The organism is Streptomyces sp. NPDC005648, assembly GCF_040605395.1.
Taxonomy (GTDB): Bacteria; Actinomycetota; Actinomycetes; order Streptomycetales; family Streptomycetaceae; genus Streptomyces.
Genome location: NZ_JBEXCS010000078.1, coordinates 1 through 24,118, shown reverse-complemented (window position 1 = coordinate 24,118; position 24,118 = coordinate 1). Strand labels below are relative to the sequence as shown.

Here is a 24,118-nt window from a genome sequence, read left to right as displayed (position 1 = left end):
GCGGGGGCCGTCCGGCCCTCGATCCGGCCCCGGACAGCCCATGGGGTCACGGTTCGTTCCGCTGGACGCTCTAGGTGTCAACAGACCTGGAAGGGATCCCGCGATGTCGCACGACGCTCTCAGCAGGCCCTCCGTCCACGCCCTGCTCGCGGACGGCACCACCGTGTGCATCCGCGGGGCACGCCCGGACGACCACGATCAGCTGCGGGGGTTCTACGAGGAGATGTCCCCGGAGAACCTGCGGCTGAGGTTCTTCGCGATCAGCCGGCGCTCCGCCGAGATGGCCGCCGACCGCGCCTGCGCCTCGCCGCACCCCGGCTACCGCGCCCTCGTCGCCGAGACCCAGGGCCGGATCGTCGGACTCGCCGAGTACGACACCTCCGGCGCCGGCGAGGAGGCCGAGATCTCCCTCGCGGTCGCCGACACCCTGCACCACCGGGGCGTCGGCACCCTGCTCGTCGAGCACCTGGTCTCCGCCGCCCGCGCCGAGGGCATCACCGGGTTCAAGGCGGACGCGCTCAGCGAGAACCACGAGATCCTACGGCTCTTCGCCGACCTCGGTCTGCACACGGCCCGTCGTTTCGAGGGCCCCGAGGTGCGTTGCGCCATCGAGCTCGACGAGAGCGAGAGCTATCTCTCGGCCGTGGAGGAGCGCGGGCGGGCGGCGGATGTCGCCAGCCTCCAGCCCCTGCTGCGCCCGGACGCGGTGGCCGTCGTGGGCGCCGGACGCAAGCCGGGCTCGGTCGGCCGGGCCGTCCTGCACCATCTGAAGTCCGGTGGCTTCACCCGGCGCCTGTTCGCCGTGAACCCCGCCGCCACCTCGATCCTGGGCGTGCCCTCCTACCCGTCGGTCGCCGCCCTGCCCAGGACACCCGACCTCGTGGTCGTCGCCGTGCCCGCGGCCGCGGTGCCCGTGACCGCCGAGGAGTGCGGCAAGGCGGGGGTACGGGCCCTCCTGGTCGTCACGGCGGGCCTGGACGCCGACCAGGCGAGCGCGCTGATGACCTCCTGCCGCACCTACGGCATGCGGCTCGTCGGTCCCAACTGCCTCGGTGTCACCAACACCGACCCCGCCCTGAGCCTCGACGCCACCTTCGCCGCCGGCCACCCCCGCCCCGGAACGGCGGGAGTGGCCGTGCAGTCCGGGGGAGTGGGCATCGCCCTGCTCGACGGGCTGTCCCGGCTCGGCATCGGTGTCTCCTCCTTCGTCTCCCTCGGTGACAAGTACGACGTCAGCGGCAACGACCTGCTCCAGTGGTGGGAGAGCGACGGCCGCACCGACCTGGCCCTGCTGCATCTGGAGTCCTTCGGCAACCCGCGGGCCTTCTCCCGCACCGCACGCCGGGTGACACGCCGCCTGCCGGTGCTCACCGTGGACGCCGGCCGTACCGACGCGGGCCGCCGCGCCGCCGCCTCGCACACCGCTGCCGCCGCCACCCGCACCATGACCCGCCAGGCCCTGTTCACCCAGGCCGGCGTCACCGCCACCCGTTCCGTCGGTGAACTCCTCGAAGCCGCGGCCCTGTTGCACTCCCAGCCGCTGCCCGCCGGACCTCGCGTCGCCATCGTCACCAACGCGGGCGGTGCCGGCGTGCTCGCGGCCGACGCCTGCGCGGAGGCCGGACTGACCCTGCCCGCACCGTCACCGCGGCTCATCGACGACCTGTTGCGGGTCCTGCCCGAGGGCGCCGCCGTCGGCAACCCGGTGGACGCCACCGCCGCCGTCGGCGAGGACCAGCTCATGGACTGTGTGGACCGCATCATGCGGTACGGCGGGATCGACGCCGTCCTGGTGGCCCTGGTCCCCACCGCGGTGGCCGAGGCGACCGGGGACGACCTCCTGCGCGCGCTCACCCGCGCCCCCGGCCGGCGGGCCAGGCCGATCGCCGCGGTGCGGCTCGAACAGGCCCTGCCCGTCGAGCTGTTGACCGCCTCCGACGGCGCCTTCGTGCCGTCGTACGCCGAACCCCAGGCCGCCGCACGGGCGTTGGCCCACGCGGCCCGTCGTGCGGCCTGGCTGGCCCGGCCCGCCGGGACCGTCCCCGCCCTGGACGACGTCGACACGGCCCGCGCCCACACGGTCGTGGAGGCCTACCTCGACACCCACCCCGACGGCGGCTGGCTCGACCCGCGCATCTGCGCCGAGCTCCTGTCCTGCTACGGCATCCCCCAGTCCCCGTGGGCGTGGGCGGAGACCGAGGACGAGGCCGTGCTCGCCGCCGACCGGCTGCGCGGCGCGGACGGCCGGGTGGTCATGAAGGCCCACTGGCCGGGACTGCTGCACAAGAGCGTCGAGCACGCCGTCCACCTCGACCTGCGCGGCGACTCCCAGATCCGGGCCGCCTTCCGTGACCTGGAGACCAGGTTCGCCGGCCGGCTGACGGGCGTGGTCCTGCAGCCGCTGGCCGCCCGGGGCACCGAACTGTTCGCCGGTGTCGTCCAGGACGAGGTCTTCGGGCCGCTGGTCCTGTTCGGACTCGGCGGCACCGCCACCGAGATTCTCGCCGACCACGCGGCCCGCCTCGCTCCGCTCACCGACCACGACGTGCACGACCTGATCACCGCCCCGCGCTGCGCCCCGCTGCTGTTCGGGGCGGGCGGCGGGCGGACCGCCGACCTGGAGGCGCTCGAACAGCTGCTGCTGCGGCTGTCCCGGATGGCGAGCGACCTGCCGCAACTGGCCGAGGCCGACTTCAACCCCGTACTCGCGACACCGGAGGGAGCCACCGTGCTCGACGCGCGGGTACGCCTGCTTCCCCGCCGGTCCCAGGACCCCTATCTGCGCCGGCTCCGCTGAGGAGGAACAGTCATGAAGCACAACAAGGTCGGCTCCGTGATGACGACGGAGGTCGTCCGTGCCGAGTACGGGACGCCCTTCAAGGAAGTGGTCCGGCTGCTCGGCGAGAACCGCATCAGCGGACTGCCGGTGGTCGACGAGGACGACAAGGTCATCGGGGTCATCTCCGAGACGGACCTGATGATCCGGCAGGCCGACGCCCCGGACCCGTACGAGCCCCACAGGCGGCACCCGCTCGCCACGCTGAGCCGTGAGAGCCGGACGCGCAAGGCCAAGGCGCGCGCCCGCACCGCCGGCCGGCTGATGACCGAACCGCCCGTCACGGTGCACGCGGACGACAGCATCGTGGAAGCCGCGCGCACCATGGCCCTGCACCACGTGGAGCGGCTGCCGGTCCTCGACGAGGAGCAGCGGCTGGTGGGCATCGTCACCCGACGCGACCTGCTCCAGGTCTTCCTGCGGCCCGACGCCGCGATCCACAAGGAGGTCGTCGACGAGGTGGTGGTCCGCGCCCTGTGGCTGGCCCCGCGCAGCATCGACGTCGCGGTGGTGGAGGGCGTGGTCACGCTCTCCGGCCATATGGAACGCAAGAGCGAGACGGAGATCGCCGTCTCCATGACCCGGCAGATCGACGGCGTGGTCGCCGTCGTCGACAAGCTCACCTTCCGGCTGGACGACTCGCATCTGCGGCCCGAGGGACCGGCGATGCACGGCGTCGCCGACGACTGGCTGCGCAAGCTGTGACACGAAGCGAGAGGAGGCGGACACCATGCCCGAGAGCGTGTTGGTCGCCTATGGAACGACGAACGGCTCGACCGCCGAGATAGCCGAGACGGTGGCCGGCGTCCTGCGCAAGGAGGGGCTCGTCGCCGACACGGCGCCCGCCGCGACGGTGACGGATGTGACGCCGTACGACGCCGTCGTGGTCGGCGGTGGTCTGTACGCCGGGCGCTGGCACAAGGACGCCCGCAGGTTCCTGCGCCGGTACCGGCGGGACCTGGCCCGGCGACCGCTGTGGCTGTTCAGCAGTGGCCCGCTCGACGCCTCGGCCTCGGAGAAGGACATCCCGCCCGTGCCCGGGGTACGCCGGGCCATGACCCGGCTCGACGCCCGCGGGCACGTCACCTTCGGCGGCTGTCTGCGGGAGGGAGCCAAGGGGCGCATCGCCCGGATGATCATCCGCAGCGGCAAGGGCGGTGACTTCCGCGACTTCCCCGAGATCGAGGCGTGGGCGGCACGGATCGCCGACGAACTGGTCACGAGGACTCGGACGAGCTGAGGTCCTGAGAGAGGGGGCGGGTCGGTTGCATGCCCACGGTTCGCGGAAGGCGGGACCCATCATGACCGTGTCGTACGAGAGAACCGGCCACGCGGCGGTGCGGCTGGCCCGCGCCGCCTCCCTCGCGCCCTCACCGCACAACAGCCAGCCCTGGTCCTTCGTCGAGGAGGGCCATGACCACGGCTTCGAGGTGCGCGTCGACGGCGGACGGCGCATGATCCTCACCGATCCCGGTGGCCGGGAGGCGGTCATCGCCTGCGGAGCGGCGCTCTTCAACGTACGCATGGCCGTACGGCACCTCGGCTTCCGGCCCGTCGTCGAGCTGCTGCCCCGGCCCGGGGACTCCGCGTTCCTGGCCCGGGTGGGCTTCGGTGTCCACGCGCCGGCCACCGAGACGGAGGCGGCTCTGATCGACGCCATGCCCCGCCGGCACACCCACCGCGGCCCCTTCGCCTCCCTGGCGCTGCCCCGCGGCCTGCTCGACGATCTGCGCGGACACGCCCGAGCCGAGGGCGCCGTCCTCCATGTGCTGGAAGAGCCCGAGGAACTGGAGCTGATGGCGGAGCTGGTGCGCGCCGCCGAGGACACGCACCGCGCGGACCCGGGGCACACCTGGGAGGTGCGGCGGAACGTCGGGGCCGGCGGAGTGCCCGTCGACGCCTGCCGTTTCCACCCGGACGCCACGCTCCTCGCCGGCCGCGACTACCTCGACCTGGCCCGCCGGTTCATCGTCCCCGTCCGCAGGCGTGGACTCGGAACGGGCACCGTCGTGGTGCTGTCCACCCCGCACGACGGCCGTGCGGACCGGGTGCGGGCGGGGCAGGCCCTGCAGCGGGTGCTGCTGTCCGCCGCCGCGCGCGACGTCATGGCGGCCTTCCACACCCAGCCCCTCGAACTGCCCGAGACACGCGCGCGGTTGCGGCGGCGCCTGGCCGCCGGGAACCATCCGCAGATGGTGCTGCGGCTGGGCGTACCGGCGCGGACCTGGACCACCGCGCGACGGCCGGTCTCCCAGGTCCTTGTCCACGACGGCGCGTCGGCCCGGTGGTGACGATGACCACCGTGCGGCACGGGCGCCCGGCCGGACGGCGCTGGTGGCGGCTGCGGCCCAATCCGCTGCGGCGCCGCAGCTATGTCGTGGAGGCGTGGCTGCTCCTGGCCACCTGGGTCCTGGCCCTGACGGCGGCCGTCGCCGGGGGCGTGTACATCGCCGGTGCCGTGGAGCGGGACGTCGACGCGCTGCGGGCCACGCGGCACACCGCGCAGGCGGTACTCACCGGGAACGCCGTGCGCACCACCTACTCGGTCGACGGCACCGCGCAGGCCTGGGCCGGCGTGCGCTGGACCGCCGCGGACGGTACGTCCCACACGGGCGTCGCACGCGTCGCGGCCGACAGCAGGGCGGGCGGCACCGTCCGGATCTGGGTCGACGGCAAGAACCGGCTGGTGCCCGCGCCCGGCAGCGCCGAGCAGGCGGACCTCCAGGGCGCGGTGGTGGGCGTGGTGGCCGCGCTCACCGTCGGCGGTCTGGTGCTGCTGGCCGGCTGGGGCGCGTGCGCCCGCCTCGACCGCGGACGACTGGACCGGTGGGACGAGGACTGGACGCGCCTCGACCGGCAATGGGGCGGCACCCGAGGCTGAACAGCCGGGTGCGCGGCCCCCCCGACAGGGAGCGCCCCCTCGGCGCCCCGGCCCGCGGCTCAGCAGATCCTCGGCAGTTGCTCCCCGAGCGGCATCTCCACGATGCGGCGGGCTCCCACCAGGGTCCGTAGTGTCACCCGTCCCGGTGCTTCGCCGGGCAGGACCTCGCCGATCCGTACGGCCCGGATGCCCTCGGGCAGCGAGCGCATCGCCGTCAGCGCCTCCTCGGCCGTCCCCACGGCGACGAACGCGACCAGACAGCCCTCGTTGGCGACGACCAGCGGATCCAGGCCGAGCAGGTCGCACGCGGAGGCGACCTCCCGCGGTACGGGCACCGCGCTCTCCTCGATCTCGACGGCGACCGACGAGTCACGGGCGATCTCGTTCAGCGAGGCGGCGAGTCCGCCCCGGGTCGGGTCGCGCAGCACGTGCACCGCGGCACCGAGCGGCGCGAGCGCGTGGACCATGCGGTGCAGAGGCCGGCTGTCCGAGGCGATGGCGCTCTCGAAGCCGAGTCCCTCCCGGGTGCTGAGCACGGTCGTGCCGTGCAGCCCGATCGGCCCGGACAGCAGGACCGCGTCCCCGGGACGGGCGTTCGCGGCCGACGGGCACAGCGGGGCGTGGCGCCAGCCGATCCCGGTGGTGTTGATGAACAGGCGGTCCGCCGCGCCGCGGCCCACCACCTTGGTGTCACCGGTGATCACCGGCACGCCCACCTCCTGCGCGGCCTTCCCCAACGAGTCCATGACCGACCGGAGTTCGGACAGCGGCATCCCCTCCTCGACGATCAGGGACACCGACAGCGCGAGCGGCCACGCGCCGCGCATGGCGAGGTCGTTGACCGTGCCGTGGACGGCGAGGGACCCGATGTCCCCGCCGGGGAAGAACAGCGGGCTGACCACGAAGCTGTCGGTGCTCATCACCAGGTCCGGCCTGCCCGGCAGCAGCGCCGCGTCCTCCAGCGGCCCCTCGGTCCCGCCGAGCGCCGGCAGGACCACGCGGTCGAGCAGCTCCTCGGTGAGACGGCCGCCGGCGCCGTGGCCCAGCAGCACGACCTCCTCCTCGTGCCGGGGAGCGGGACATTCGATGCTCATGGCGTGCTCCTCACCGCGACGGCGACGCGTCCGGCCGCGTGGAAGGCGGCGCAGGTGCCCTCGGACGACACCATCGGCGCGCCGAGGGGATGACGGGGTGTGCAGCGGGTGCCGTACGCGGGGCAGTCGGTGGGCAGTCGGGCCCCGGTCAGGATCGCGCCCGCGATGCACTCGGGATCCTCCACGGGACACAGCCCGCCCACGTCGAACCGGCGGGCCGCGTCGAACTCCGCGTACTCCTCGGCGAGTTCGAGACCGCTGTCGGGCAGCGCCCCGATGCCCCGCCAGGCCCGGTCGGCGACCCGGAAGACCGTCCGTACGGCCTGCTGGGCGGCGGTGTTGCCCGCGCGCCGTACGGCCCGCACATACTGGTTCTCCACCTCGAAGCGGCCGGACTCCAGCTGCCGTACGGCCATCAGGACGCCCTCCAGCAGGTCCAGCGGCTCGAAGCCGGTCACCACGATCGGCACCCGGTGGCGCGCCGCGATCGGCTCGTACTCCCGCCAGCCCATCACCGCGCACACATGCCCGGCGGCGAGGAAGGCCTGCACCTCGCAGTCCGGGTCGTCGAGCAGCGCGGTCATCGCGGGCGGCACGAGAACATGGCTGACCAGCATCGAGAAGTTGGTGAGTCCCAGCCGGGCCGCGTGCAGGACGGCCATCGCGTTGGCGGGGGCGGTGGTCTCGAAGCCGACCGCGAGGAAGACGACCTCCCGGTCGGGGTGGGCGGCTGCCAGGCGCACCGCGTCCATGGGCGCGTAGACCACGCGTACGTCGGCTCCCCGGGCCCGCAGCGACAGCAGGTCGGTGTGCGTGCCCGGCACGCGCAGCATGTCGCCGAAGCTGGTGAGGACGACCCCGGGGCGGGCGGCGACGGCCATGGCCCGGTCGAGGGTCTCCAGCGGGGTGACGCAGACCGGGCAGCCAGGGCCGTGGATCATGCGCATCCCGGCGGGCAGCAGCTCGTCGATGCCCTGGCGGACGAGGGTGTGGGTCTGGCCGCCGCACACCTCCATGATCCGCCAGGGCCGGGTGGCCGTCCGCCGCAGCTCGTCCAGCAGTTGCCGGGCGAGCACGGGATCGCGGTACTCGTCGAGGTACTTCATCGGTGCGAGAGGTCGAGCCGGACGTCCACGACCCCCTCCACGGCCCGTACCGCCCGCGCGACGACGGGCACGAGCATCCGGTCGGGGAGCACCCCGCCCAGGGTGACCACGCCCTCGGTCACCTCGACCGTCAGCGGACGGGTCACGGGCATCTGGGTCAGCACACCGCGCCGGATCTCCGCCGCGATCTCCTGGTCGTCCCGCAGGAAGACCTTGAGGAGGTCGCTGCGGCTGACCACGCCCTGCAGCAGGCCGACACCGTCCACCACGGGCAGCCGCTTGACGTGTCGGCGCGCCATGATGCGGGCGGCCTCGGCGACGGAGGCGTTGGCGTGCACGGTGACCGCCGGGGCGCTCATCAGTTCGCCCGCGGTGACGGCACCCGCCTTGGCCCGGTCGGCCGCGTCGCCCTCCTCGGTGTCGCGGAACTCCTCCTTGGCCAGCAGATCCGCCTCGGAGACCACTCCGACGACCCGGCCTTCGCCGGCCAGCACCGGCAGGGCACTGACCTTCCACTGGTCGAGCAGTTCGACGACCTCCTTGAAGGGCGCCTCGCTGCCGACGGCGACGACGGTGTGCGTCATCACATCGCTCACGGTGTACGGAGATTCAGGCATGGCGGCCTCCCGCGGTCGGGCCCGAGGTACGGACGACTGTCAGATCGAGGAAGTGGGTGGAGCACGAGATACAGGGGTCGTGGTTGCGGATCGCCCGCTCGCACAGGGCCGTCAACTCGGCGTCGTCCAGATCGTGTTCGGTGATGGCGTCCTGGGCCAGACGGCGCAGGTCGTCCTCGATCGCGCCCTGGTTCTGCGCGGTGGGCGGCACCATGGTCGCTTCGGTGACGAGGCCGTCGGCGCCGATCCGGTAGCGGTGGTAGAGCACACCGCGCGGTGCCTCGGTGGCGCCGTGACCGACGCCCGTGACCGGCGGGACCTCGGTGTGAGGGCGCGCGGGCGGCTCGTAGCCGTCGATGATCCGCAGCGCCTCCTCGACGGCGTAGAGGGTCTCCACCGCCCGCACCAGGATGGACCGGAAGGGGTTGCGGCACACGGCGCCCTCGCGTGGATCGCCCAGTCCCGCCTCGGCACATGCCTGGAGGGCCACCGGCGACAGCCGCGGGCCGCTGATCGCGAACCGGGCGAGGGAGCCCGTGAGATGCAGCCGCCCGTCCAGCCGGGAGTGCAAGGCGGTGGAGTGCGCGACATGCGTCTCGGTGACGTGCTCGGTGAACTCCCTTACCGGGAAGGAGCTCCGGCTGCCGTCGGCGCGCAGTACGGTCGGTGTGCCGCTCTCGATGGCGTACGTGTCAGGGGCGGCCAGCGCCAGCAGGTCGGCGTCGGTGCGCGCCTCGGGGAAGTCGAAGCCGGCCACCCAGCGCACGGTCTCCCACGCGTCCTCGAGCGCCCGCTGCAACGTCTCGCGCAGCGGCCCCAGTTCGGCTCGGGCCGGGACTCGGTGGAAACCGCCGAGGCGGACGTTGACCGGATGGACGGCCCGGCCGCCGACCAGTTCCATCACGTCGTTGCCCGCCTTCTTCAGCCTGAGCCCCCGCTCGACCTCGGTGCGGTGGGTCCTGGCCAGCTCGATGGCGCTCGGCCGGCCCAGGAAGTCCGGGGCGTGCAGCAGATGGATGTGCAGGGTCTGGCTCTCGATCCACTCGCCGCAGTACAGCAGCCGGCGCAGATCCCGGATCGCCGGGTCGACCTCCACCCCGCAGGCGTCCTCGATCGCCGCGCAGGCGCTCATCTGGTAGGCCACCGGGCAGATGCCGCAGACCCGGGCGGTGATGTCCGGCGGCTCGGTGTACGAACGGCCGCGCAGGAACGCTTCGAAGAAGCGTGGCGGCTCGTAGATCTCCAGCCGTGCCTCGGTGACCGTCCCGCCGTGGACGTGCAGGCGCAGCGCGCCCTCGCCCTCGACCCGGGACAGCGAGCCGACGTGCAGGACACGGGATCCGCGGTGCGTCACTTGCCCAACTCCTTGTCGAAGGCGGGGGCGTTGAAGGTGTGCAGAAAGCGCTCCACCGCGTCGTCGTCCAGGCCGTCGCGGCGCAGCAGCGGGATCAGCGCGGGCAGGTTCACCGAGCCGGACGGCCCGAAGCAGCCGTAGCAGCCCCGGTGGTAGGCGGGGCACAGCGCCCCGCACCCGGCGTGGGTGACCGGACCCAGACAGGGCGTGCCGTGGGCGACGGTGACGCAGACCGTGCCGCGCCGTTTGCACTCGAAGCACACGCTGTGGTCCGGCACGTCCGGCTTGCGGCCGGCGAGGAACGCGGTGATCACCTCGATCAGTTGGCGCCGGTCGATCGGGCAGCCGCGCAGCTCGAAGTCGACGTCCACATGGGCCGACACGGGGGTGGAGGTGGCGAGCGTCGAGATGTACTCGGGGTGGGCGTAGACGGTCCGCCGGAACTCGTCGACGTCCGCGAAGTCGCGCAGCGCCTGGATGCCGCCGGCGGTGGCGCACGCCCCGATCGTCACCAGACGGCGGGACTCGGCGCGGATCCGGCGGATGCGCTCGGCGTCCGCGGCCGTGGTGATCGAGCCCTCCACGAGCGTCAGGTCGTACGGTCCGGGTTCGACCGTGCTGGTCGCCTCCAGGAAGTGCGCGATCTCCACCTCGCCCGCCAGCGCGAGGAGTTCGTCCTCGCAGTCCAGCAGGGTGAGCTGACAGCCGTCGCAGGAGGCCAGCTTGAACACCGCGAGTGTGGGTGCCATCTCACAACTCCCTCACGGACAGCAGGGGTTCGGCGCGGCTCCAGTCGACGACCGGGCCGGCCCGGCAGACCAGCAGCCCGCCGAGCTGGCAGTGTCCGCAGTGGCCGGTCGCGCAGCGCATGTTCCGTTCCAGCGAGACCTGGATACGGTCGCGGGGCACACCGAGATGGGCGAGCTCCCGCGCCGTGGCCCGGATCATCGGCTCGGGACCGCACACGAACGCCGTCGTCGTCTCCGGTTCGAAGTGCGCCCGGCCCAGCAGCTGGGTCACCATCCCGACGTCCCCGCGCCAGTGCGGCTCGGGCCGGTCCACGGTCACTCCGGTGCAGGCCGTGGCCCAGCTCGCCACCTCGGCGCGGGCGATCAGATCGCTCGGGGTCCGCGCCCCGATCAGGACGTTGACCCGCCCGTACGCGGCGGGCGCGGCAAGCACGCCCAGGATCAGCGGCCGCAGCGGGGCGAAACCGATGCCGCCCGCCACGATCACCACGTCCCGTCCACGAGCCCGCTGCGGCTCCCAACCCGTGCCGTACGGGCCTCGGATGCCGACGACGTCGCCGACCCGGGCGGCACACAGCCCCGCGGAGACCGCGCCCACCGAGCGGACGGTGTGCGCGAGCCCGCCCGTGGCCCGGACCGAACTGACCGAGACGGGGATCTCACCGCGCCCGAAGGAGTGCACCATCGCGAACTGCCCCGGCAGGAAGTCGGGGAGCGCACGGCCGACCGGCTCGAACCGCAGGGTGACCGTGTCCGCGGTTTCCGCACGGCGGGCGACCACACGGTGGGGGACCGGCACGGCGGTCATCGCGGTTCCCCGGTCTCGTATCCGTCGTACAGGTCGACCAGCCGGGCCCGGGCCGCGCTCAGCCGGTGGGCCAGCACCCGCCCCACCCAGTGCTCCACGGCCCGCCCGAAGGCGGGGTCGTCCAGGCACATCAGACGCACGGCGACCGCGTCGAACTCATAGGCCTGCACCGGGGTCACGGCCACCGCGCCGAGCTGCCACACGAACGGCTCGTACAGCCAGGACCATCCGAGCAGGTCGCCGATGCCGAGCGTCTCGACGACCGGCGGGCGGCGGCCGGGCACATGCATGTCGAGGGCCGCCGTGCCGCTGCGGACGATCCAGAACCGGCCGGCGTGCCCACCCTCCTCGAACAGCCGGGCGCCCTGCGGGAAGGCGGTCTCACGGCCGACGCGCAGCAGCCGCGCACGGTGCTCGGGAGGCAGGGCGTGGTTCATGCGCAGGGCGATCGAGGGGGGCATCAGTCCGTCTCCGTTTCGCGTTCGGCCTCCAGGGCGGCCACTTCCTCGGTGATGTCGATGCCGGCCGGACACCAGGCGATACAGCGCCCGCAGCCCACACAGCCGCTCGTGTCGAACTGGTCGTGCCAGGTGGAGAGCTTGTGGGTCAGCCACTGCCGGTACCGGCTGCGCGCGGAGCGGCGCACCGGTCCGCCGTGCAGAGAGGAGAAGTCCAGGTCGAAGCAGGAGTCCCAGCGCTGCCAGCGCTCGGTGTGGTCACCGGTGAGGTCGGTGACCTCCTCCGTGGTGGTGCAGAAGCAGGTGGGGCAGACCATGGTGCAGTTTCCGCAGGTCAGACAGCGCTCGGCGACGTCGTTCCAGCGGGCCGCGTCGGGGCTGCCGCTCAGCAGGGCGCGCAGGTCGGTCGCGGGCAGCGCCCGGCCCATGCGGTCGCGGGCCGCGTCCACCGAGGTGCGGGCGGTGGTCTCGGTGACCGGGTCGGCCGCGTGGTGCGGCACCCGCTCCAGCAGCCGGGCGCCCTCCTCGCTGCCGGCGCGCACCAGGAAACGGTGACCTTCGTCGTCGATCACCTCGGTCAGCGCGAGGTCGTATCCGGGGTCGGCCGCCGGCCCCCCGCCCGCCGAGACACAGAAGCAGGTCGCACCCGGTTCGGTGCATTCGGCGGCGATCAGCAGCGCCCGCCGCCGGCGCCGGCCGTACCCGCTGTCCTCGTACCGCCCGCCGGTCAGGACCCGGTCCTGGATCGCGATGGCCCGCAGATCGCAGGGCCGGACGCCGAGGAACGCGTACGACGGCGGCTCGGCCGTGTGTTCGGTGAAGGTGACGTGGCCCTCCGGCGTCCGGTCGGCGCTCCACAGCCGCTCGCGCGCCGGATGCAGATACGACTTCCAGGACTGCGGGCCCGCGCTGTGCGCGAAGGCGGCCCCGTCCTCCCGGGGCACCAGCCGGTAGCGTCCGGCGTCCAGCTCGACGCCCCAGCCGTAGGGCAGCGCGTCGGCCGTGGTCAGTTCGGCCAGCACGATCGCCCCGTCGCGGACGGTCGGCCCGACGACGGTGCGTCCCTGCGCCACCAGAGCCCCGACCAGCGCGTCCAGACCGTGCCGGTCGAGCACGGCGGGGGCTGCGGTGGCGGTCATGTCGTCGTCCTCCTGGTCCGGGGTCCGGTCCGAGCCGGGGTCCTGGCTGTGGTCCGAAGCGGCTGGTCTTCCTCCACCGTCAGGTTCCGTCCCCGGCCGGGTGCGGGGGCAGGGGCTGACCGGCCTTTGCCGGGCGGGCCGACCGGCCCCATGGCGGCCCTTCCGCCCGGGTCAGGGCAGCGGCTCCCCGAGCTCCCCCTCGACCGCCCCCGCCATCGCCCGCAGCACGTCGAGCGTCCGCCTCGCCTCCGCCTCGTCGACCGTCGTGATGGCGAAACCGACGTGCACGATGACGTACGTCCCCACGTCCGCCTCCGGGGTGCAGCTGAGGCAGACCTCGCGCCGGATGCCGCCGAAGTCGACCGTGGACATGCGCAGTCCGGCGTCGTCGTGGATCTCCACGACGCGCCCTGGGATGCCCAGACACATACGCGTTCACCTCTCCGCGGCCAGTCGCGCCGCCGCGACCGCCGCCTGGCCGTAGCTGATTCCGCCGTCCGTGACCGGGACCCGGCCGCCGACCAGTACCCGCAGCCCCTGCGCGCGCAGTCTGCGCCGCACCTCGGTGAGCAGCCGGCGGTTGACGAAGCAGCCCCCGCCCAGGCACACCGTGCGCGGCGCGCCCTCGGCCACCGCCCGGGCGACGAGCTCGGCCGTGACGATCGCCAGGGTGAGATGGAAGGCCGCGGCCAGCCGGCCCACGGGCTCCCCGTCGGCCTGCCGCTCCAGCAGGTCGGTCAGGGTGGGCGCAGGGTCGTACACCCACAGGCCCTGCGCCCGTACGACGCGATGGGCGAGCGGTACGGCGTGCTCGGCGCCCGCGGCGGCCTCCAGCAGGACGGCCGCCTCGCCCTCGTAACTCACCCGGTCGCACAGGCCCAGCACGGCGGCGACGGTGTCGAAGAGCCGGCCCGCGCTGGAGGCGCGGGGGCAGTTGACGTCCCGGGCGACCATGGCCCGCACGGCCGCGACCTCGGCCGGGTCGAGCCGGTCCGTGAACGGCCGGGTCAGCCACGGGTAGGGGCGCGGCGAGCCCAGTGTCTCGCCGTCCAGCAGCTGTCCGAGCGCCGTACGGGAGGGGTGGCGTACCGCCGCGTCCCCGCCGGGCAGGGGCGCGGTCGCGAACCGGCCCACGCGCCGGTAGCCGCTCAGGTCGGCGACGAGGATCTCGCCGCCCCACAGGGTGCCGTCGTCGCCCAGGCCCAGACCGTCGTAGGCCACGCCGAGGAACGGACCGCGCACCCCGTGCTCGGCCGCGCAGGCCGCCACATGCGCGTGATGGTGCTGCACCGGGATCCTCCGCAGCGGCTGCTCCTTCGCCCACCGCGTGGACAGACAGCCGGGGTGCAGATCGTGGGCGAGGGCGACCGGTTCGACACCGGTGAGCCGTTTGAGATGGTCGTACGACGCCACGAACGCGTCGTGGGTCGCCGGGTCCGCCAGGTCTCCCGTGTGCGGTCCCAGATGGGCCCGTCCGTCGGCGGCCAGGGTGAAGGTGTGCTTCAGCTGGGCGCCCACCCCCGCGACGGGCTCCAGGACCGGCAGTGGCAGCGGGGTGGGAGCGAGCCCGCGGGCCCGGCGGACCGTGATCCGGGTGCGGCCGGTGAACTGCACCACGGAGTCGTCGTAGCGCGAGCGGATCGGCCGGTCGTGGGTGAGGAAGCCGTCCGCGACCGAGGACAGCGCGCGCAGGGCCTCCGCGTCGTCGATCGCGATCGGCTCGTCGCTCCGGTTGCCGCTGGTGACGACGAGCGGGCGGGCCAGCTCGTCGAGGAGGAGGTGGTGCAGGCCGGTGGTGGGCAGGAACAGGCCCACCCGGGTCAGGCCGGGGTGCACATCCGGTGCGAGGGGCGGCGCACCGTGGCGGCGCCGGCGGGCCAGCAGCACCACGGGCCGCTCCGGGGAGGTCAGCGCCGCGCGTTCCGTGCCGCCGATCCGTGCCAGCCGGGCCGCCGTGGCGAGGTCGCGCACCATCACGGCGAAGGGTTTCGCCGGGCGGCTCTTGCGGCGCCGCAGCTCCGCCACGGCCGCCGGATCGCCGGCGTCGCACACCAGCTGATAGCCGCCGAGCCCCTTGACGGCGACGATCCCGCCCCCGGAGACGGTGTCGACCGCCGCCCGCAGGGCCGGTTCACCGCGCAGGCCCTCCCAGGCGGGCTCGGGTCCGCAGACCGGACAGGCGATCGGTTCGGCGTGGAAGCGGCGGTCGGCCGGGTCGGCGTACTCCGCGGCGCAGTCCCGGCACATCGGGAAGTGCCGCATGGTCGTGCGGACCCGGTCGTAGGGGAGGTCCTCGATGATCGTGGCGCGCGGGCCGCAGTCGGTGCAGTTGATGAACGGGTAGCGGTGGCGGCGGTCGCGGGGATCGCGCAGTTCACGCAGACAGGCGTCGCAGATCGCCGCGTCGGGCGGGATCTCGCGCGGCGCGCGGTCCGGCGCCGCGGGCGCGCTGTGCCGTACATGGAAACCGGAGGCGTGCGCCGGGCGCCCGGCGACGGCGGTGAGCCGTACCTGGCGCACCCGGGCGAGGACCGGGGCGTCGGCCCGCAGACGGACGGCGAACTCCTCGATCGCGCGGGGCGGTCCGGCGACCTCGCCCTCGACATGACCGTTCACATTGGCCACCCAGCCGTGCAGGCCGAGCGAGGCCGCCGTGCGGTACACGAAGGGGCGGAAGCCGACGCCCTGGACGACGCCGTCCACCCGGAAGCGCCGCGCGCTCACGACGGGCCTCCGAGGGCGGGGTCCCGGTGCCGGGCGGGGTGCCGGGAGAGCTCGTCGGCGACGGCCTCCGCCACGGGCTGCACGGCGGCCGCGACGGCGGCGGTGAGCCCGGTGCCGAACGAACCGTCGGCTCCTTCCACGGCGTAGACGACCAGACGGTCCGGCAACAGGCCCAGGACGCGGGCGAGTTCGACGGCCTCGCCGAGTCCCAGCCCGTGCGAGCTGGTCGTCGACGGCCGCGCCAGGTGCCCGGCGTCGAGTTCGAGGCGGTGCACCCGGCCCGGAGTGCCGGGGTGCGCGTGGGCCGCGTCCACGACCACCGCCAGGGCGGCGCCCTCCCACAGTCCGATCAGCCGGCCGGGGTCGCCGTCGCTGGTGGCGAACGCGGTCCCCGGTGGGATCGCCCGGTCCGCGGCCCGCTCCCGGAGCCGTTCGACCACGGCCCAGCCCACACCGTCGTCGCGCCGGAACTCGTTGCCGACGCCGATGACGGCGATCCGTCCAGGTGACCTCATGCGCTCACCGTGCGCCGCCGCGGCCCGGCCCCCCATGGGCCGAACGACCCCTGTGCCGGGGCCGTCCCTCCTCACCGCCACGCGCTCGGCACGACGGCCACCTCCGGTCCGTCGGGTGGCCCGGTCGGTGGGCCACTCCACCCTGCCCGCGCGACGGCGGTGCGCGCTGGGGCCGAACGGACCACCTCGGAGACCTGGCGGCCCATACCTGCCGGTAGGCCGGCGGACCAGGCTGGAAGCGAGAGGCAGACCCACCGCAGGAGGTGCGCATCATGCTTTTGCCCGTCATGGCCGCAGTGGACGGATCCGCCGAGAGCCTGGCAGCCGCCGAGTGGGCGGCCCGGGAGGCGCGGCGCCGCGGCCGGCCGCTCCGTCTGGTCCACGCCTGGAACTGGCATCCCCGCCGGGAGGACGGCGAGATCGCCACGGCGGCCCAGCGGCATCTCGGCCGCCGCACCCTGCGTCAGGCGGAGGACCGCGTCCGGGCCGTGGAACCCGCTGTCGACCTGGACGACACACAGGTGGAGGGCCCGGCGACCGCGGCGCTGCTGAACGCGGCCGAGGAGGCCGAGCTGCTGGTCCTGGGGTCGCGCGGACTGAGCGGATTCACCGGGTTCCTGGTCGGCTCGGTCGCGCTGGGCGTGGTCGCGCGGGCCACCCGGCCCGTCGTGCTGGTCCGGGCGGGGGAGGAGGCCGCCGACGAGCATCTGCCGTCCGCCGACGAGCATCTGCCGTCCGCCGACGGCGGCGCCTCCACCCGTACCGGCTTCCGGGACGTGGTCCTGGGCGTGGACCTCGGCGACCCGTGCGACGAGGTGATCGAGTTCGCGTTCGAGGTCGCCCGGCTGCGGGGCGCGCGGCTGCGTGCCGTCCATGCCTGGCAGGCGCCCTCCGCCCTGGGGCTCGGCCCCGGTGAGATCGCCCTGGTGGGCGATGCCCAGCGGGCCGAGGAGTGGCGCGGCTTCCTGGCCGCCGTACTCCAGGTGTGGCGCGACAAGTACCCCGGCGTCGAGGTCGTCGAGACGGTCACCCGGGACCGGGCCCGGTCCGCGCTGCTGAGGGCCGCGTCGGGGGCGGGCCTGCTGGTCGTCGGCCGGCACCTCGTGGACCGGCCGGCGGGCCCGCGCATCGGCCCGGTCACCCACGCCGCCATCCAGCACGTCGGCTGCCCCGTCGCCGTCGTACCCCACAAGTGAGTCTCCGTCGTACCCCGCAAGCCGCTGTCGCACCCCACGAGTGAGAGGCCCGAGCGCTGATGTCCGTTCCGACCAAGTTCGTGTACGAGTTCGCCGAAGGAACCCGGGACATGGCCGCCCTGCTGGGCGGCAAGGGCGCCGGTCTGGCCGAGATGACCCGGCTGGGGCTGCCCGTGCCGCCCGGATTCACCGTCACCACGGAGGCCTGCAAGGTCTATCTGAGGACGGGCGAGGAGCCGCCCGAGCTGGCCGTCGAGGCGGCCCGCGCGCTGGCCGGGCTCGAACGGGCCATCGGCCGCACCCTCGGGGCGCCCGACGACCCGCTGCTGGTGTCCGTGCGCTCGGGCGCCCGCTTCTCCATGCCCGGGATGATGGAGACCATCCTCGACATCGGCCTCAACGACCGGTCCGTCACCGGGCTCGCCAAGGTCTCCGGACAGGAACGGTTCGCCTGGGACTCCTACCGGCGGCTCATCCAGATGTTCGGGCACACCGTGATGGGCGTGGACGGCGACCTGTTCGAGGAGGCCATCGCCGCGCACAAGGCACGGCGGGAGGTGACCGGCGACCACGACCTCGACACCGGCGAACTCGCCCTGATCACCGAGGAGTTCAAGGCCATCATCCAAAAGGAGACGGGGACCGACTTCCCGCAGGACCCGGCCGAGCAGCTGGCCCGCGCGATCCGCGCGGTCTTCGACTCCTGGAACGGGGAACGGGCCCGTGTCTACCGCCGGCGCGAGCACATCTCCGAGGACCTCGGCACCGCCGTCAACGTCCAGGCGATGGTCTTCGGCAACCTCGGCCCCGACTCCGGCACCGGCGTCACCTTCACCCGCGACCCCGCCACCGGTGAACGCGGCATGTACGGCGACTACCTGCCCGACGCCCAGGGCGAGGACGTCGTCGCGGGCGTCCGCGACGCACTGCCCCTGGCCGAACTCAAACGCCTCGACCCGCGTTCGTACGTCCGGCTCGGCGACCATCTGCGCACCCTGGAGCGGCACTACCGCGACCTGTGCGACGTCGAGTTCACCGTCGAGCGGGGCAAGCTGTGGATCCTGCAGACCCGGGTCGGCAAGCGCACCGCGGAGGCCGCCTTCCGCATCGCCCACGACCTGCGCGAGGAGGGGACCATCTCGGCGGACGAGTCCCTCGTCCGCGTCGACGGCACCGAACTGACCCGGCTGATGTTCCCGCGCTTCGACACCACCCCGGCCGACGTGCCCCTGGCCCACGGCGTTCCGGCCTCGCCCGGCGCGGCCGTCGGCGCCGTCGTCTTCGACTCGGCCGAGGCGGTACGACGGGCCGCCGCCGGTGAGGACACGGTCCTCGTCCGCCGGGAGACCACCCCCGACGACCTGCCCGGCATGATCGCCGCCCAGGCCGTGCTGACCAGCCGGGGAGGCAAGACCAGCCACGCCGCCGTCGTCGCCCGGGGCATGGGCAAGGTCTGTGTGTGCGGCGCCGAAGCACTCGCCGTCGACCCGGCGGCGCGTCACTTCACCACGGAATCCGGCGTGGTGGTCAGCGAGGGGGACATCGTCTCCGTCGACGGCACCGCGGGCACCGTCCACCTCGGCGCCCTGCCGCTCACCGCGTCCGACGTCGGACGCGCGCTGGAGACGGGCACCGCGAGCGGACCGCTCACCGAGGCCGTCCTGGACAGCCTCGCCCATGCCGACGCCGTAAGCCGCCTGGAGGTCCGGGCCAACGCGGACACCCCCGAGGACGCCGCCCGTGCGCGCGCTCTGGGTGCGCGCGGGATCGGACTGTGCCGTACCGAGCACATGTTCCTCGGCGCCCGCAGGTCGCTGGTCGAGGCGATGATCCTGGCCCGCGACGACAGCGCCCGGGAGCGGGCGCTGGCCGCGCTGCTGCCGCTGCAGCGCGCGGACTTCACCGGCATCCTGACGGCGATGGACGCGCTGCCGGTGACCATCCGGCTCATCGATCCGCCGCTGCACGAGTTCCTGCCCGACCGCACCGAGCTGGCCGTACGGCTGGCCCGGGCCGAGCGGCCGGACCCGCACGACGGTGAACTGCTCGCCGCCGTCGAGCGGATGCACGAGCAGAACCCGATGCTCGGGCTGCGCGGGGTACGGCTCGGGCTGGCCGTGCCCGGTCTGATGGCCATGCAGGTGCGGGCGATCGCCGAGGCGGTGGTCGACCGGCTGCGGGCCGGCGGCAGCCCGCACGCCGAGATCATGATCCCGCTCGTCGACACGGTCGAGGAACTGCGGCTGGCCCGCACCGAGGCGGAACGCGTCCTCGCCGAGGTCGAGCAGGAGACCGGCACACGCCTCGACTGCCCCATCGGCACCATGATCGAGCTGCCGCGCGCCGCGCTCACCGCGGCCCGTATCGCCGAGGCCGCCGACTTCTTCTCCTTCGGCACCAACGACCTGACCCAGACCACCTGGGGACTGTCCCGCGACGACGCCGAGGCCTCCTTCTTCCCGCTGTACCTGGAGAAGGGCGTGTTCGAGGTGTCGCCGTTCGAGACGATCGACCAGGAGGGCGTGGGCCGGCTCGTGGAACTGGCCGTCGAGGCCGGCCACGGCGTCGACCCCCGGCTGGAGACCGGGGTGTGCGGCGAGCACGGCGGAGACCCGCAGTCCATCCACTTCTTCCACCGGGCGGGCCTCGACTACGTCTCCTGCTCACCGTTCCGCATCCCGACGGCACGGCTGGAGGCGGGACGGGCGGCCCTCATGGACAGCACCGGGAGCAGCGACAGCAGGTGAACGGCCGGGAGCGAGATGCTCACGGCTCAGAACAGTGCAGGCACCACCGCCTCGACGAGATGCGGACCCGGCTCGCCGAAGGCCTCACGCAACCTGTCCGTGAACTCCTCGGCGGTGGTGGCGCGGGACGCCGGTACGCCCATCCCCCGGGCGAGGGCGACGAAGTCGAGGCCGGGCCGGGTCAGGTCCGTCAGATCACGCTGGGCGGGGCCGCCGGCGGCCCCGCCCAGGCGCTGGAATTCCATGTCGAGGACCGCGTACGAACCGTTGGCGAAGATCACGGTGGTGATGTCGAGCCCCTCGCGCGCATGGGTCCACAGCGCCGAGACGGTGTACATGGCGCTGCCGTCGGCCTCCAGACACAGCACCGGCCGGTCCGGGCAGGCGATGGCCGCGCCGGCGGCGAGGGGCAGGCCCTGGCCGATGGCGCCCCCGGTGAGGGTGAGCCAGTCGTGGCGCGGTGCCCCCGCCGTGGCTTCGGACAGCCCGAGGCCGGAGGTGTTGGCCTCGTCCACCACGATCGCTCGTTCGGGCAGCAGGGCCCCGATGGCCGCCGCCGCGGTCTCGGCGGTCAGCGGGCCGGTCGGTGGCGTCGGCCGTACGGCGGCCCGGAGCACCGGGGACGCGTCCGGGGCGACGCGGTCCGCCAGGTCGCCCAGCGCTTGGACAAGGTCGTCGCCCGCCGTGGCGAGGGTGTGGATCCGGCAGCCGTCCGGGGTCAGCGCACCCGGCAGACCCGGGTGGGCGAAGAACGCCACCGGGGCGCGGGCGCCCGCCAGCACCAGGTGCCGTACGCCTTCGAGTTGCGCGATGGCCCCCTCGGCGAGATAGCCGAGCCGCTCCACGGAGGGCAGGCCCGCGCCGCGCTCCAGGCGGGCCGGGAACGTCTCGCACAGGAGCCGGGCGCCGGTCGCGGCGGCGATCCGACCGGCCGCGCCCAGCGCGGGCTCACGGGTGGCCGGGCCGCCGAGGAGCAGGGCGGCGGGCTCGCCGTCGCGCAGGGCCGCGGCCATGGTGGCGATGGTCGGCTCCGGTACGGCGGCGGCCTGCGGCGGCGCGACGGGCCGCGCCGGCCGGGCTCCGTCCGACCAGGACACGTCGGCGGGCAGCACTACGGTGACCACCTGGCCCGGAGCACCGGTGGCGGCGGCCACCGCCTCGGCCACTTCGTCGCCGACGGTGGCCGCGTCCTCGCAGCGGCGCACCCGGCCGGAGACCGTGCGGGCCAGCGCGTCGACGTCCGACTCCAGCGGCGCGTCGTACTTCTTGTGGAAGGTCGCGTGGTCGCCGACCAGGTTCACCACCGGTGTGGCGGCACGGCGGGCGTTGTGGAGGTTGGCCAGGCCGTTGCCCAGCCCGGGGCCGAGATGCAGCAGGGTCGCGGCGGGACGGCCGGTCATCCGGCCGTAGCCGTCGGCCGCGCCGGTGGCCACGCCCTCGAACAGACACGCCACGGCCCGCAGAGCCGGCTCGTCGTCCAAGGCGGCGACGAAGTGCAGTTCGGAGGTGCCCGGATTCGCGAAGCACACCTCCACCCCGCAGCTCAGGAGGGTGCGCGCGACGGCATGAGCACCGTTCACAATGATTCCGCCTTTCGATCGGAAGCTCCCATGGATCGTCAAGCGGTCTGTGGGAGCGGTTCTGTGGTGTGGGTCATTCATGCGGACCAGTGGGTGAGCAGTGGTCCGATCTCCTGGTCGGCCTCCTTGATCTCCTCGTCGAGTGCCTGGTAGCGGCGGGCGGGCCTGTGCAGCGCGGTCTTCACCGTGCAGGCCAGGTGGGCGAGTTCGCTGGTCGATGGTCTGGGTGCGGGCCTTGACCGTGCTCTTGCGGACCACCCGCAGGGCCCGGATCGCCTCCACGATTGCGTTGCCGGCCTTCGGCGTGCCTGCGGCCCGTCCCGGCAGGAGTGCGGTCGCGGCCGCGCAGGCGTCGATGGAGTCGCACCTGCCGTTGTCCCGTCTGGCCTTGCGGCCGGGCCGGTCCCTTCGATCCGGACGGCCAGGACCTCGCCGTGCGAGCGCCACCACCGCTGTGTCCTTTGCTGCCAGGCTGTTGTGTGCCGCCCTTCCCACGCGCACCGAGGGGCGGGCGGGGGCGGGTCGGGCAGACGGACGAGACGCTGATGGGACCCACTGTCAGTCGAAGAGCACACCGGGGTTGAGTATCCCGTCGGGGTCGAAGGCTTGCTTGATCCGGCGCATCAGTTCCACCTTGGCGGGGTCCTCCAGGTCCAGGAAGTACCGCTTCTTCGCCGTGCCGATGCAGTGCTCACCGGAGATGGCCCCGCCGAGGGCCCGGCCCGCCCGGAACAGCCGTGCGAGCACCTCGTCCCGCCGCTTTCCGTCCGGCTGGAAGACCGCGAGGTGGACGTTGCCGTCGCCCGCGTGGCCGCAGCCGGTGATGATCGATCCGCTGTCCCGGGCGATGACGTCCGCCTCGGCGAGCAGCCGGGGCAGTACGGCGCGAGGGACCACGATGTCCACGATCTCGTCCGCGCCGGCCTTCCTGGAGGCCCAGAAGGCCCGCTCCCGGGCCTCGATCAGCCGGCGTGCGGCCGCCGCGGGCAGGACGTAGACGTCGTCCGCGCCCAGTTCGAGCAGTTGACCGCCGAGCGACTCCACATCGGCTTCGAGCCGGTCGGCCGACCGCTCTTCGAGGACTACGACCAGGTAGGCGAGCGCCGTGTCGCGGACCTGTCGCGGGATGCCGAGCCCGAGGTCCTCCTGGGCGGTCATCGCCGCCATCGTGAGCATGTCGACGTACTCCAGGGCCAACGGATCCAGCCCCTGTGCCAGCAGCCGGGGCACCGCGCGGGCGATCTCCTCGGCCGTCGCGAAGGGCGCCAGCACCGTCGCGCCGTGGCCGGCGCGGGGTTTGAGGCGCAGGACCGCCTCGGTGACCAGGGCCAGGGTGCCCTCGGAGCCGACCAGCAGCTGCGTCAGGTCGTAGCCGGTGCTGGTCTTGACGTACTTTCCGCCGCTGCGCACGATCGCGCCGGAGGCGAGGACCGCCTCGACACCGAGGACATGGTGCCGGGTGACGCCGTGCCGAACGGCGTGCATACCGCCGGCGTTGGTGGCGATGGTGCCGCCGACCGAGGCACTCGACTCGCCCGGGCGCACCGGGTAGCACAGTCCGGACTCCGCGGTCAGGCAGTCGAGTTCGGCCAGGATCACACCCGGCTGGACGACAGCGACATGGTTGTCGGTGTCGATCTCCAGCACCCGGTCCATCCGTTCGAACGACACGACGATCCCGTCCGTGCCGGGCACACACGCTCCGCAGAGCCCGGTGCCGGAGCCGCGCGCGGTGACGGGGACCCGCTGTGCGCCGGCGATGCCCAGGATCTCCGACACCTCGGCGGTCGTGCCGGGACGCACCACATACCTCGGCCGCCGTGCCGCGGCCGTCAGCGACTCGTCGTGTCCGTACTGCTCCGGAACCCGGTCCCCTGCGAGAACGTGCTCCGGTCCCACCGCTTTCGCCAGGAGCGATCCGGTGTCGGTCATCGTCCGTTCCCCTTCCCGAGCCTTCCGCACCGGAGGCCCGCACTCCGCGCGGCGGTGCCGCGCGCTCGCCATGATGAGGGCAGGGTGTGGGTGCCGAACGCGGTCAACGGGCCCTGGAACAGGGCCGGTTGGCCCTATGTGGGCCGGTCGGGCCGCGGCGGCCGGGACCAACGGTCCCGGATGGGGATGTTCGGCCACTGATCACGGCGACCGCCACCGAGAAGGATCGTGCATGGAAGGACTCGTTCGCACCGATCCGCGCAGGGAGCGCGATCATGCCCGCGAGCCCGCGAAGTGACGACACGTCAGTTTCCGCGGCGGTGCCCGTCCTTGCCGAAAAACGTCTCCGTCTGCGGGCCGCCCGGGATGTCCACGCACTCCG

The 24,118-nt window shown here is 73.7% G+C and carries 20 protein-coding genes; 7 read left to right on the top strand and 13 right to left on the bottom strand.

All coding sequences use genetic code 11. The features are described 5' to 3' along the window. Positions 1–103: 103 nt before the first annotated feature. The 5 genes from ABZT17_RS33680 (at position 104) to ABZT17_RS33660 (ending at position 5,717) form a co-directional block, all read left to right on the top strand. Positions 104–2,797, top strand: coding sequence for a GNAT family N-acetyltransferase (locus ABZT17_RS33680; protein WP_356354581.1), 2,694 nt, complete (start codon positions 104–106; stop codon positions 2,795–2,797). 12 nt (positions 2,798–2,809) lie between these two features. Further along, complete coding sequence (locus ABZT17_RS33675) at positions 2,810–3,541, top strand: CBS domain-containing protein (protein WP_356354579.1); 732 nt, start codon at positions 2,810–2,812, stop codon at positions 3,539–3,541. Positions 3,542–3,566: 25 nt separating this feature from the next. Beyond that, positions 3,567–4,076 carry a flavodoxin domain-containing protein gene (locus ABZT17_RS33670; protein WP_356354576.1) on the top strand — a complete coding sequence of 170 codons (510 nt, stop codon included), beginning with the start codon at positions 3,567–3,569 and terminating at the stop codon, positions 4,074–4,076. Between the two features lie 61 nt (positions 4,077–4,137). Further along, positions 4,138–5,127 carry a hypothetical protein gene (locus tag ABZT17_RS33665; RefSeq protein WP_356354574.1) on the top strand — a complete coding sequence of 330 codons (990 nt, stop codon included), beginning with the start codon at positions 4,138–4,140 and terminating at the stop codon, positions 5,125–5,127. 2 nt (positions 5,128–5,129) lie between these two features. Further along, complete coding sequence (locus ABZT17_RS33660; RefSeq protein WP_356354572.1) at positions 5,130–5,717, top strand: hypothetical protein; 588 nt, start codon at positions 5,130–5,132, stop codon at positions 5,715–5,717. Between the two features lie 59 nt (positions 5,718–5,776). Here ABZT17_RS33660 and hypE read toward each other — a convergent pair whose 3' ends face one another. From hypE to ABZT17_RS33605, 11 genes are all read right to left on the bottom strand, one after another. Beyond that, positions 5,777–6,811 (bottom strand): hydrogenase expression/formation protein HypE, encoded by a 1,035-nt coding sequence (gene hypE / locus ABZT17_RS33655; protein ID WP_356354570.1) that lies wholly within the window; start codon positions 6,809–6,811, stop codon positions 5,777–5,779. Further along, on the bottom strand, positions 6,808–7,917 hold the full coding sequence (gene hypD / locus ABZT17_RS33650; RefSeq protein WP_356354568.1) for a hydrogenase formation protein HypD: 1,110 nt from the start codon (positions 7,915–7,917) through the stop codon (positions 6,808–6,810). Before hypD ends, hypE begins: the two co-directional genes overlap by 4 nt. Further along, complete coding sequence (locus ABZT17_RS33645) at positions 7,914–8,534, bottom strand: CBS domain-containing protein (RefSeq protein ID WP_356354566.1); 621 nt, start codon at positions 8,532–8,534, stop codon at positions 7,914–7,916. Before ABZT17_RS33645 ends, hypD begins: the two co-directional genes overlap by 4 nt. Continuing rightward, a complete protein-coding gene (locus ABZT17_RS33640) occupies positions 8,527–9,888 on the bottom strand; it encodes a nickel-dependent hydrogenase large subunit (RefSeq protein WP_356354563.1) in 1,362 nt (453 codons plus the stop codon). The genes ABZT17_RS33645 and ABZT17_RS33640 overlap by 8 nt, the downstream gene beginning before the upstream one ends. Further along, positions 9,885–10,637 carry an oxidoreductase gene (locus tag ABZT17_RS33635; protein WP_356354561.1) on the bottom strand — a complete coding sequence of 251 codons (753 nt, stop codon included), beginning with the start codon at positions 10,635–10,637 and terminating at the stop codon, positions 9,885–9,887. The genes ABZT17_RS33640 and ABZT17_RS33635 overlap by 4 nt, the downstream gene beginning before the upstream one ends. 1 nt (position 10,638) lies before the next feature. After that, entirely contained in the window at positions 10,639–11,445 is an 807-nt protein-coding gene (locus tag ABZT17_RS33630; RefSeq protein WP_356354559.1) for an FAD/NAD(P)-binding protein, read from the bottom strand. Continuing rightward, on the bottom strand, positions 11,442–11,906 hold the full coding sequence (locus ABZT17_RS33625) for a cyclic nucleotide-binding domain-containing protein (protein ID WP_356354557.1): 465 nt from the start codon (positions 11,904–11,906) through the stop codon (positions 11,442–11,444). The genes ABZT17_RS33630 and ABZT17_RS33625 overlap by 4 nt, the downstream gene beginning before the upstream one ends. After that, positions 11,906–13,042 carry a 4Fe-4S dicluster domain-containing protein gene (locus ABZT17_RS33620; RefSeq protein WP_356354555.1) on the bottom strand — a complete coding sequence of 379 codons (1,137 nt, stop codon included), beginning with the start codon at positions 13,040–13,042 and terminating at the stop codon, positions 11,906–11,908. The genes ABZT17_RS33625 and ABZT17_RS33620 overlap by 1 nt, the downstream gene beginning before the upstream one ends. A 171-nt stretch (positions 13,043–13,213) precedes the next feature. Further along, positions 13,214–13,471, bottom strand: a complete 258-nt coding sequence (locus ABZT17_RS33615) for a HypC/HybG/HupF family hydrogenase formation chaperone (RefSeq protein WP_356354553.1) — start codon at positions 13,469–13,471, stop codon at positions 13,214–13,216. Between the two features lie 6 nt (positions 13,472–13,477). Further along, on the bottom strand, positions 13,478–15,766 hold the full coding sequence (gene hypF, locus ABZT17_RS33610; protein ID WP_356354551.1) for a carbamoyltransferase HypF: 2,289 nt from the start codon (positions 15,764–15,766) through the stop codon (positions 13,478–13,480). Next, positions 15,763–16,281, bottom strand: coding sequence for a hydrogenase maturation protease (locus tag ABZT17_RS33605; protein WP_356354549.1), 519 nt, complete (start codon positions 16,279–16,281; stop codon positions 15,763–15,765). Before ABZT17_RS33605 ends, hypF begins: the two co-directional genes overlap by 4 nt. Positions 16,282–16,553: 272 nt before the next feature. Between ABZT17_RS33605 and ABZT17_RS33600 the strand changes: the two genes are divergently transcribed. Continuing rightward, entirely contained in the window at positions 16,554–17,477 is a 924-nt protein-coding gene (locus ABZT17_RS33600; RefSeq protein WP_356354547.1) for a universal stress protein, read from the top strand. Between the two features lie 59 nt (positions 17,478–17,536). After that, a complete protein-coding gene (ppdK, locus tag ABZT17_RS33595) occupies positions 17,537–20,224 on the top strand; it encodes a pyruvate, phosphate dikinase (protein WP_356354545.1) in 2,688 nt (895 codons plus the stop codon). A 26-nt stretch (positions 20,225–20,250) separates the two neighbouring features. Here the strand turns inward: ppdK and ABZT17_RS33590 are convergent, their stop codons facing one another. Together ABZT17_RS33590 and ABZT17_RS33585 are read right to left on the bottom strand one after the other, a co-directional pair. After that, positions 20,251–21,804 (bottom strand): acetolactate synthase large subunit, encoded by a 1,554-nt coding sequence (locus ABZT17_RS33590; RefSeq protein ID WP_356354543.1) that lies wholly within the window; start codon positions 21,802–21,804, stop codon positions 20,251–20,253. Between the two features lie 558 nt (positions 21,805–22,362). After that, on the bottom strand, positions 22,363–23,736 hold the full coding sequence (locus ABZT17_RS33585) for an FAD-linked oxidase C-terminal domain-containing protein (protein WP_356354541.1): 1,374 nt from the start codon (positions 23,734–23,736) through the stop codon (positions 22,363–22,365). Positions 23,737–24,118: the final 382 nt, after the last annotated feature.

Excerpts from the sequence above, each read along its gene's own strand:
- ABZT17_RS33680 (WP_356354581.1), top strand. The coding sequence starts at position 104 with ATGTCGCACGACGCTCTCAGCAGGCCCTCCGTCCACGCCCTGCTCGCG.
- ABZT17_RS33675 (WP_356354579.1), top strand. The coding sequence starts at position 2,810 with ATGAAGCACAACAAGGTCGGCTCCGTGATGACGACGGAGGTCGTCCGT.
- ABZT17_RS33670 (WP_356354576.1), top strand. The coding sequence starts at position 3,567 with ATGCCCGAGAGCGTGTTGGTCGCCTATGGAACGACGAACGGCTCGACC.
- ABZT17_RS33665 (WP_356354574.1), top strand. The coding sequence starts at position 4,138 with ATGACCGTGTCGTACGAGAGAACCGGCCACGCGGCGGTGCGGCTGGCC.
- ABZT17_RS33660 (WP_356354572.1), top strand. The coding sequence starts at position 5,130 with ATGACCACCGTGCGGCACGGGCGCCCGGCCGGACGGCGCTGGTGGCGG.
- hypE (WP_356354570.1), bottom strand. The coding sequence starts at position 6,811 with ATGAGCATCGAATGTCCCGCTCCCCGGCACGAGGAGGAGGTCGTGCTG.
- hypD (WP_356354568.1), bottom strand. The coding sequence starts at position 7,917 with ATGAAGTACCTCGACGAGTACCGCGATCCCGTGCTCGCCCGGCAACTG.
- ABZT17_RS33645 (WP_356354566.1), bottom strand. The coding sequence starts at position 8,534 with ATGCCTGAATCTCCGTACACCGTGAGCGATGTGATGACGCACACCGTC.
- ABZT17_RS33635 (WP_356354561.1), bottom strand. The coding sequence starts at position 10,637 with ATGGCACCCACACTCGCGGTGTTCAAGCTGGCCTCCTGCGACGGCTGT.
- ABZT17_RS33630 (WP_356354559.1), bottom strand. The coding sequence starts at position 11,445 with ATGACCGCCGTGCCGGTCCCCCACCGTGTGGTCGCCCGCCGTGCGGAA.
- ABZT17_RS33625 (WP_356354557.1), bottom strand. The coding sequence starts at position 11,906 with ATGCCCCCCTCGATCGCCCTGCGCATGAACCACGCCCTGCCTCCCGAG.
- ABZT17_RS33620 (WP_356354555.1), bottom strand. The coding sequence starts at position 13,042 with ATGACCGCCACCGCAGCCCCCGCCGTGCTCGACCGGCACGGTCTGGAC.
- ABZT17_RS33615 (WP_356354553.1), bottom strand. The coding sequence starts at position 13,471 with ATGTGTCTGGGCATCCCAGGGCGCGTCGTGGAGATCCACGACGACGCC.
- ABZT17_RS33605 (WP_356354549.1), bottom strand. The coding sequence starts at position 16,281 with ATGAGGTCACCTGGACGGATCGCCGTCATCGGCGTCGGCAACGAGTTC.
- ABZT17_RS33600 (WP_356354547.1), top strand. The coding sequence starts at position 16,554 with ATGCTTTTGCCCGTCATGGCCGCAGTGGACGGATCCGCCGAGAGCCTG.
- ppdK (WP_356354545.1), top strand. The coding sequence starts at position 17,537 with ATGTCCGTTCCGACCAAGTTCGTGTACGAGTTCGCCGAAGGAACCCGG.
- ABZT17_RS33585 (WP_356354541.1), bottom strand. The coding sequence starts at position 23,736 with ATGACCGACACCGGATCGCTCCTGGCGAAAGCGGTGGGACCGGAGCAC.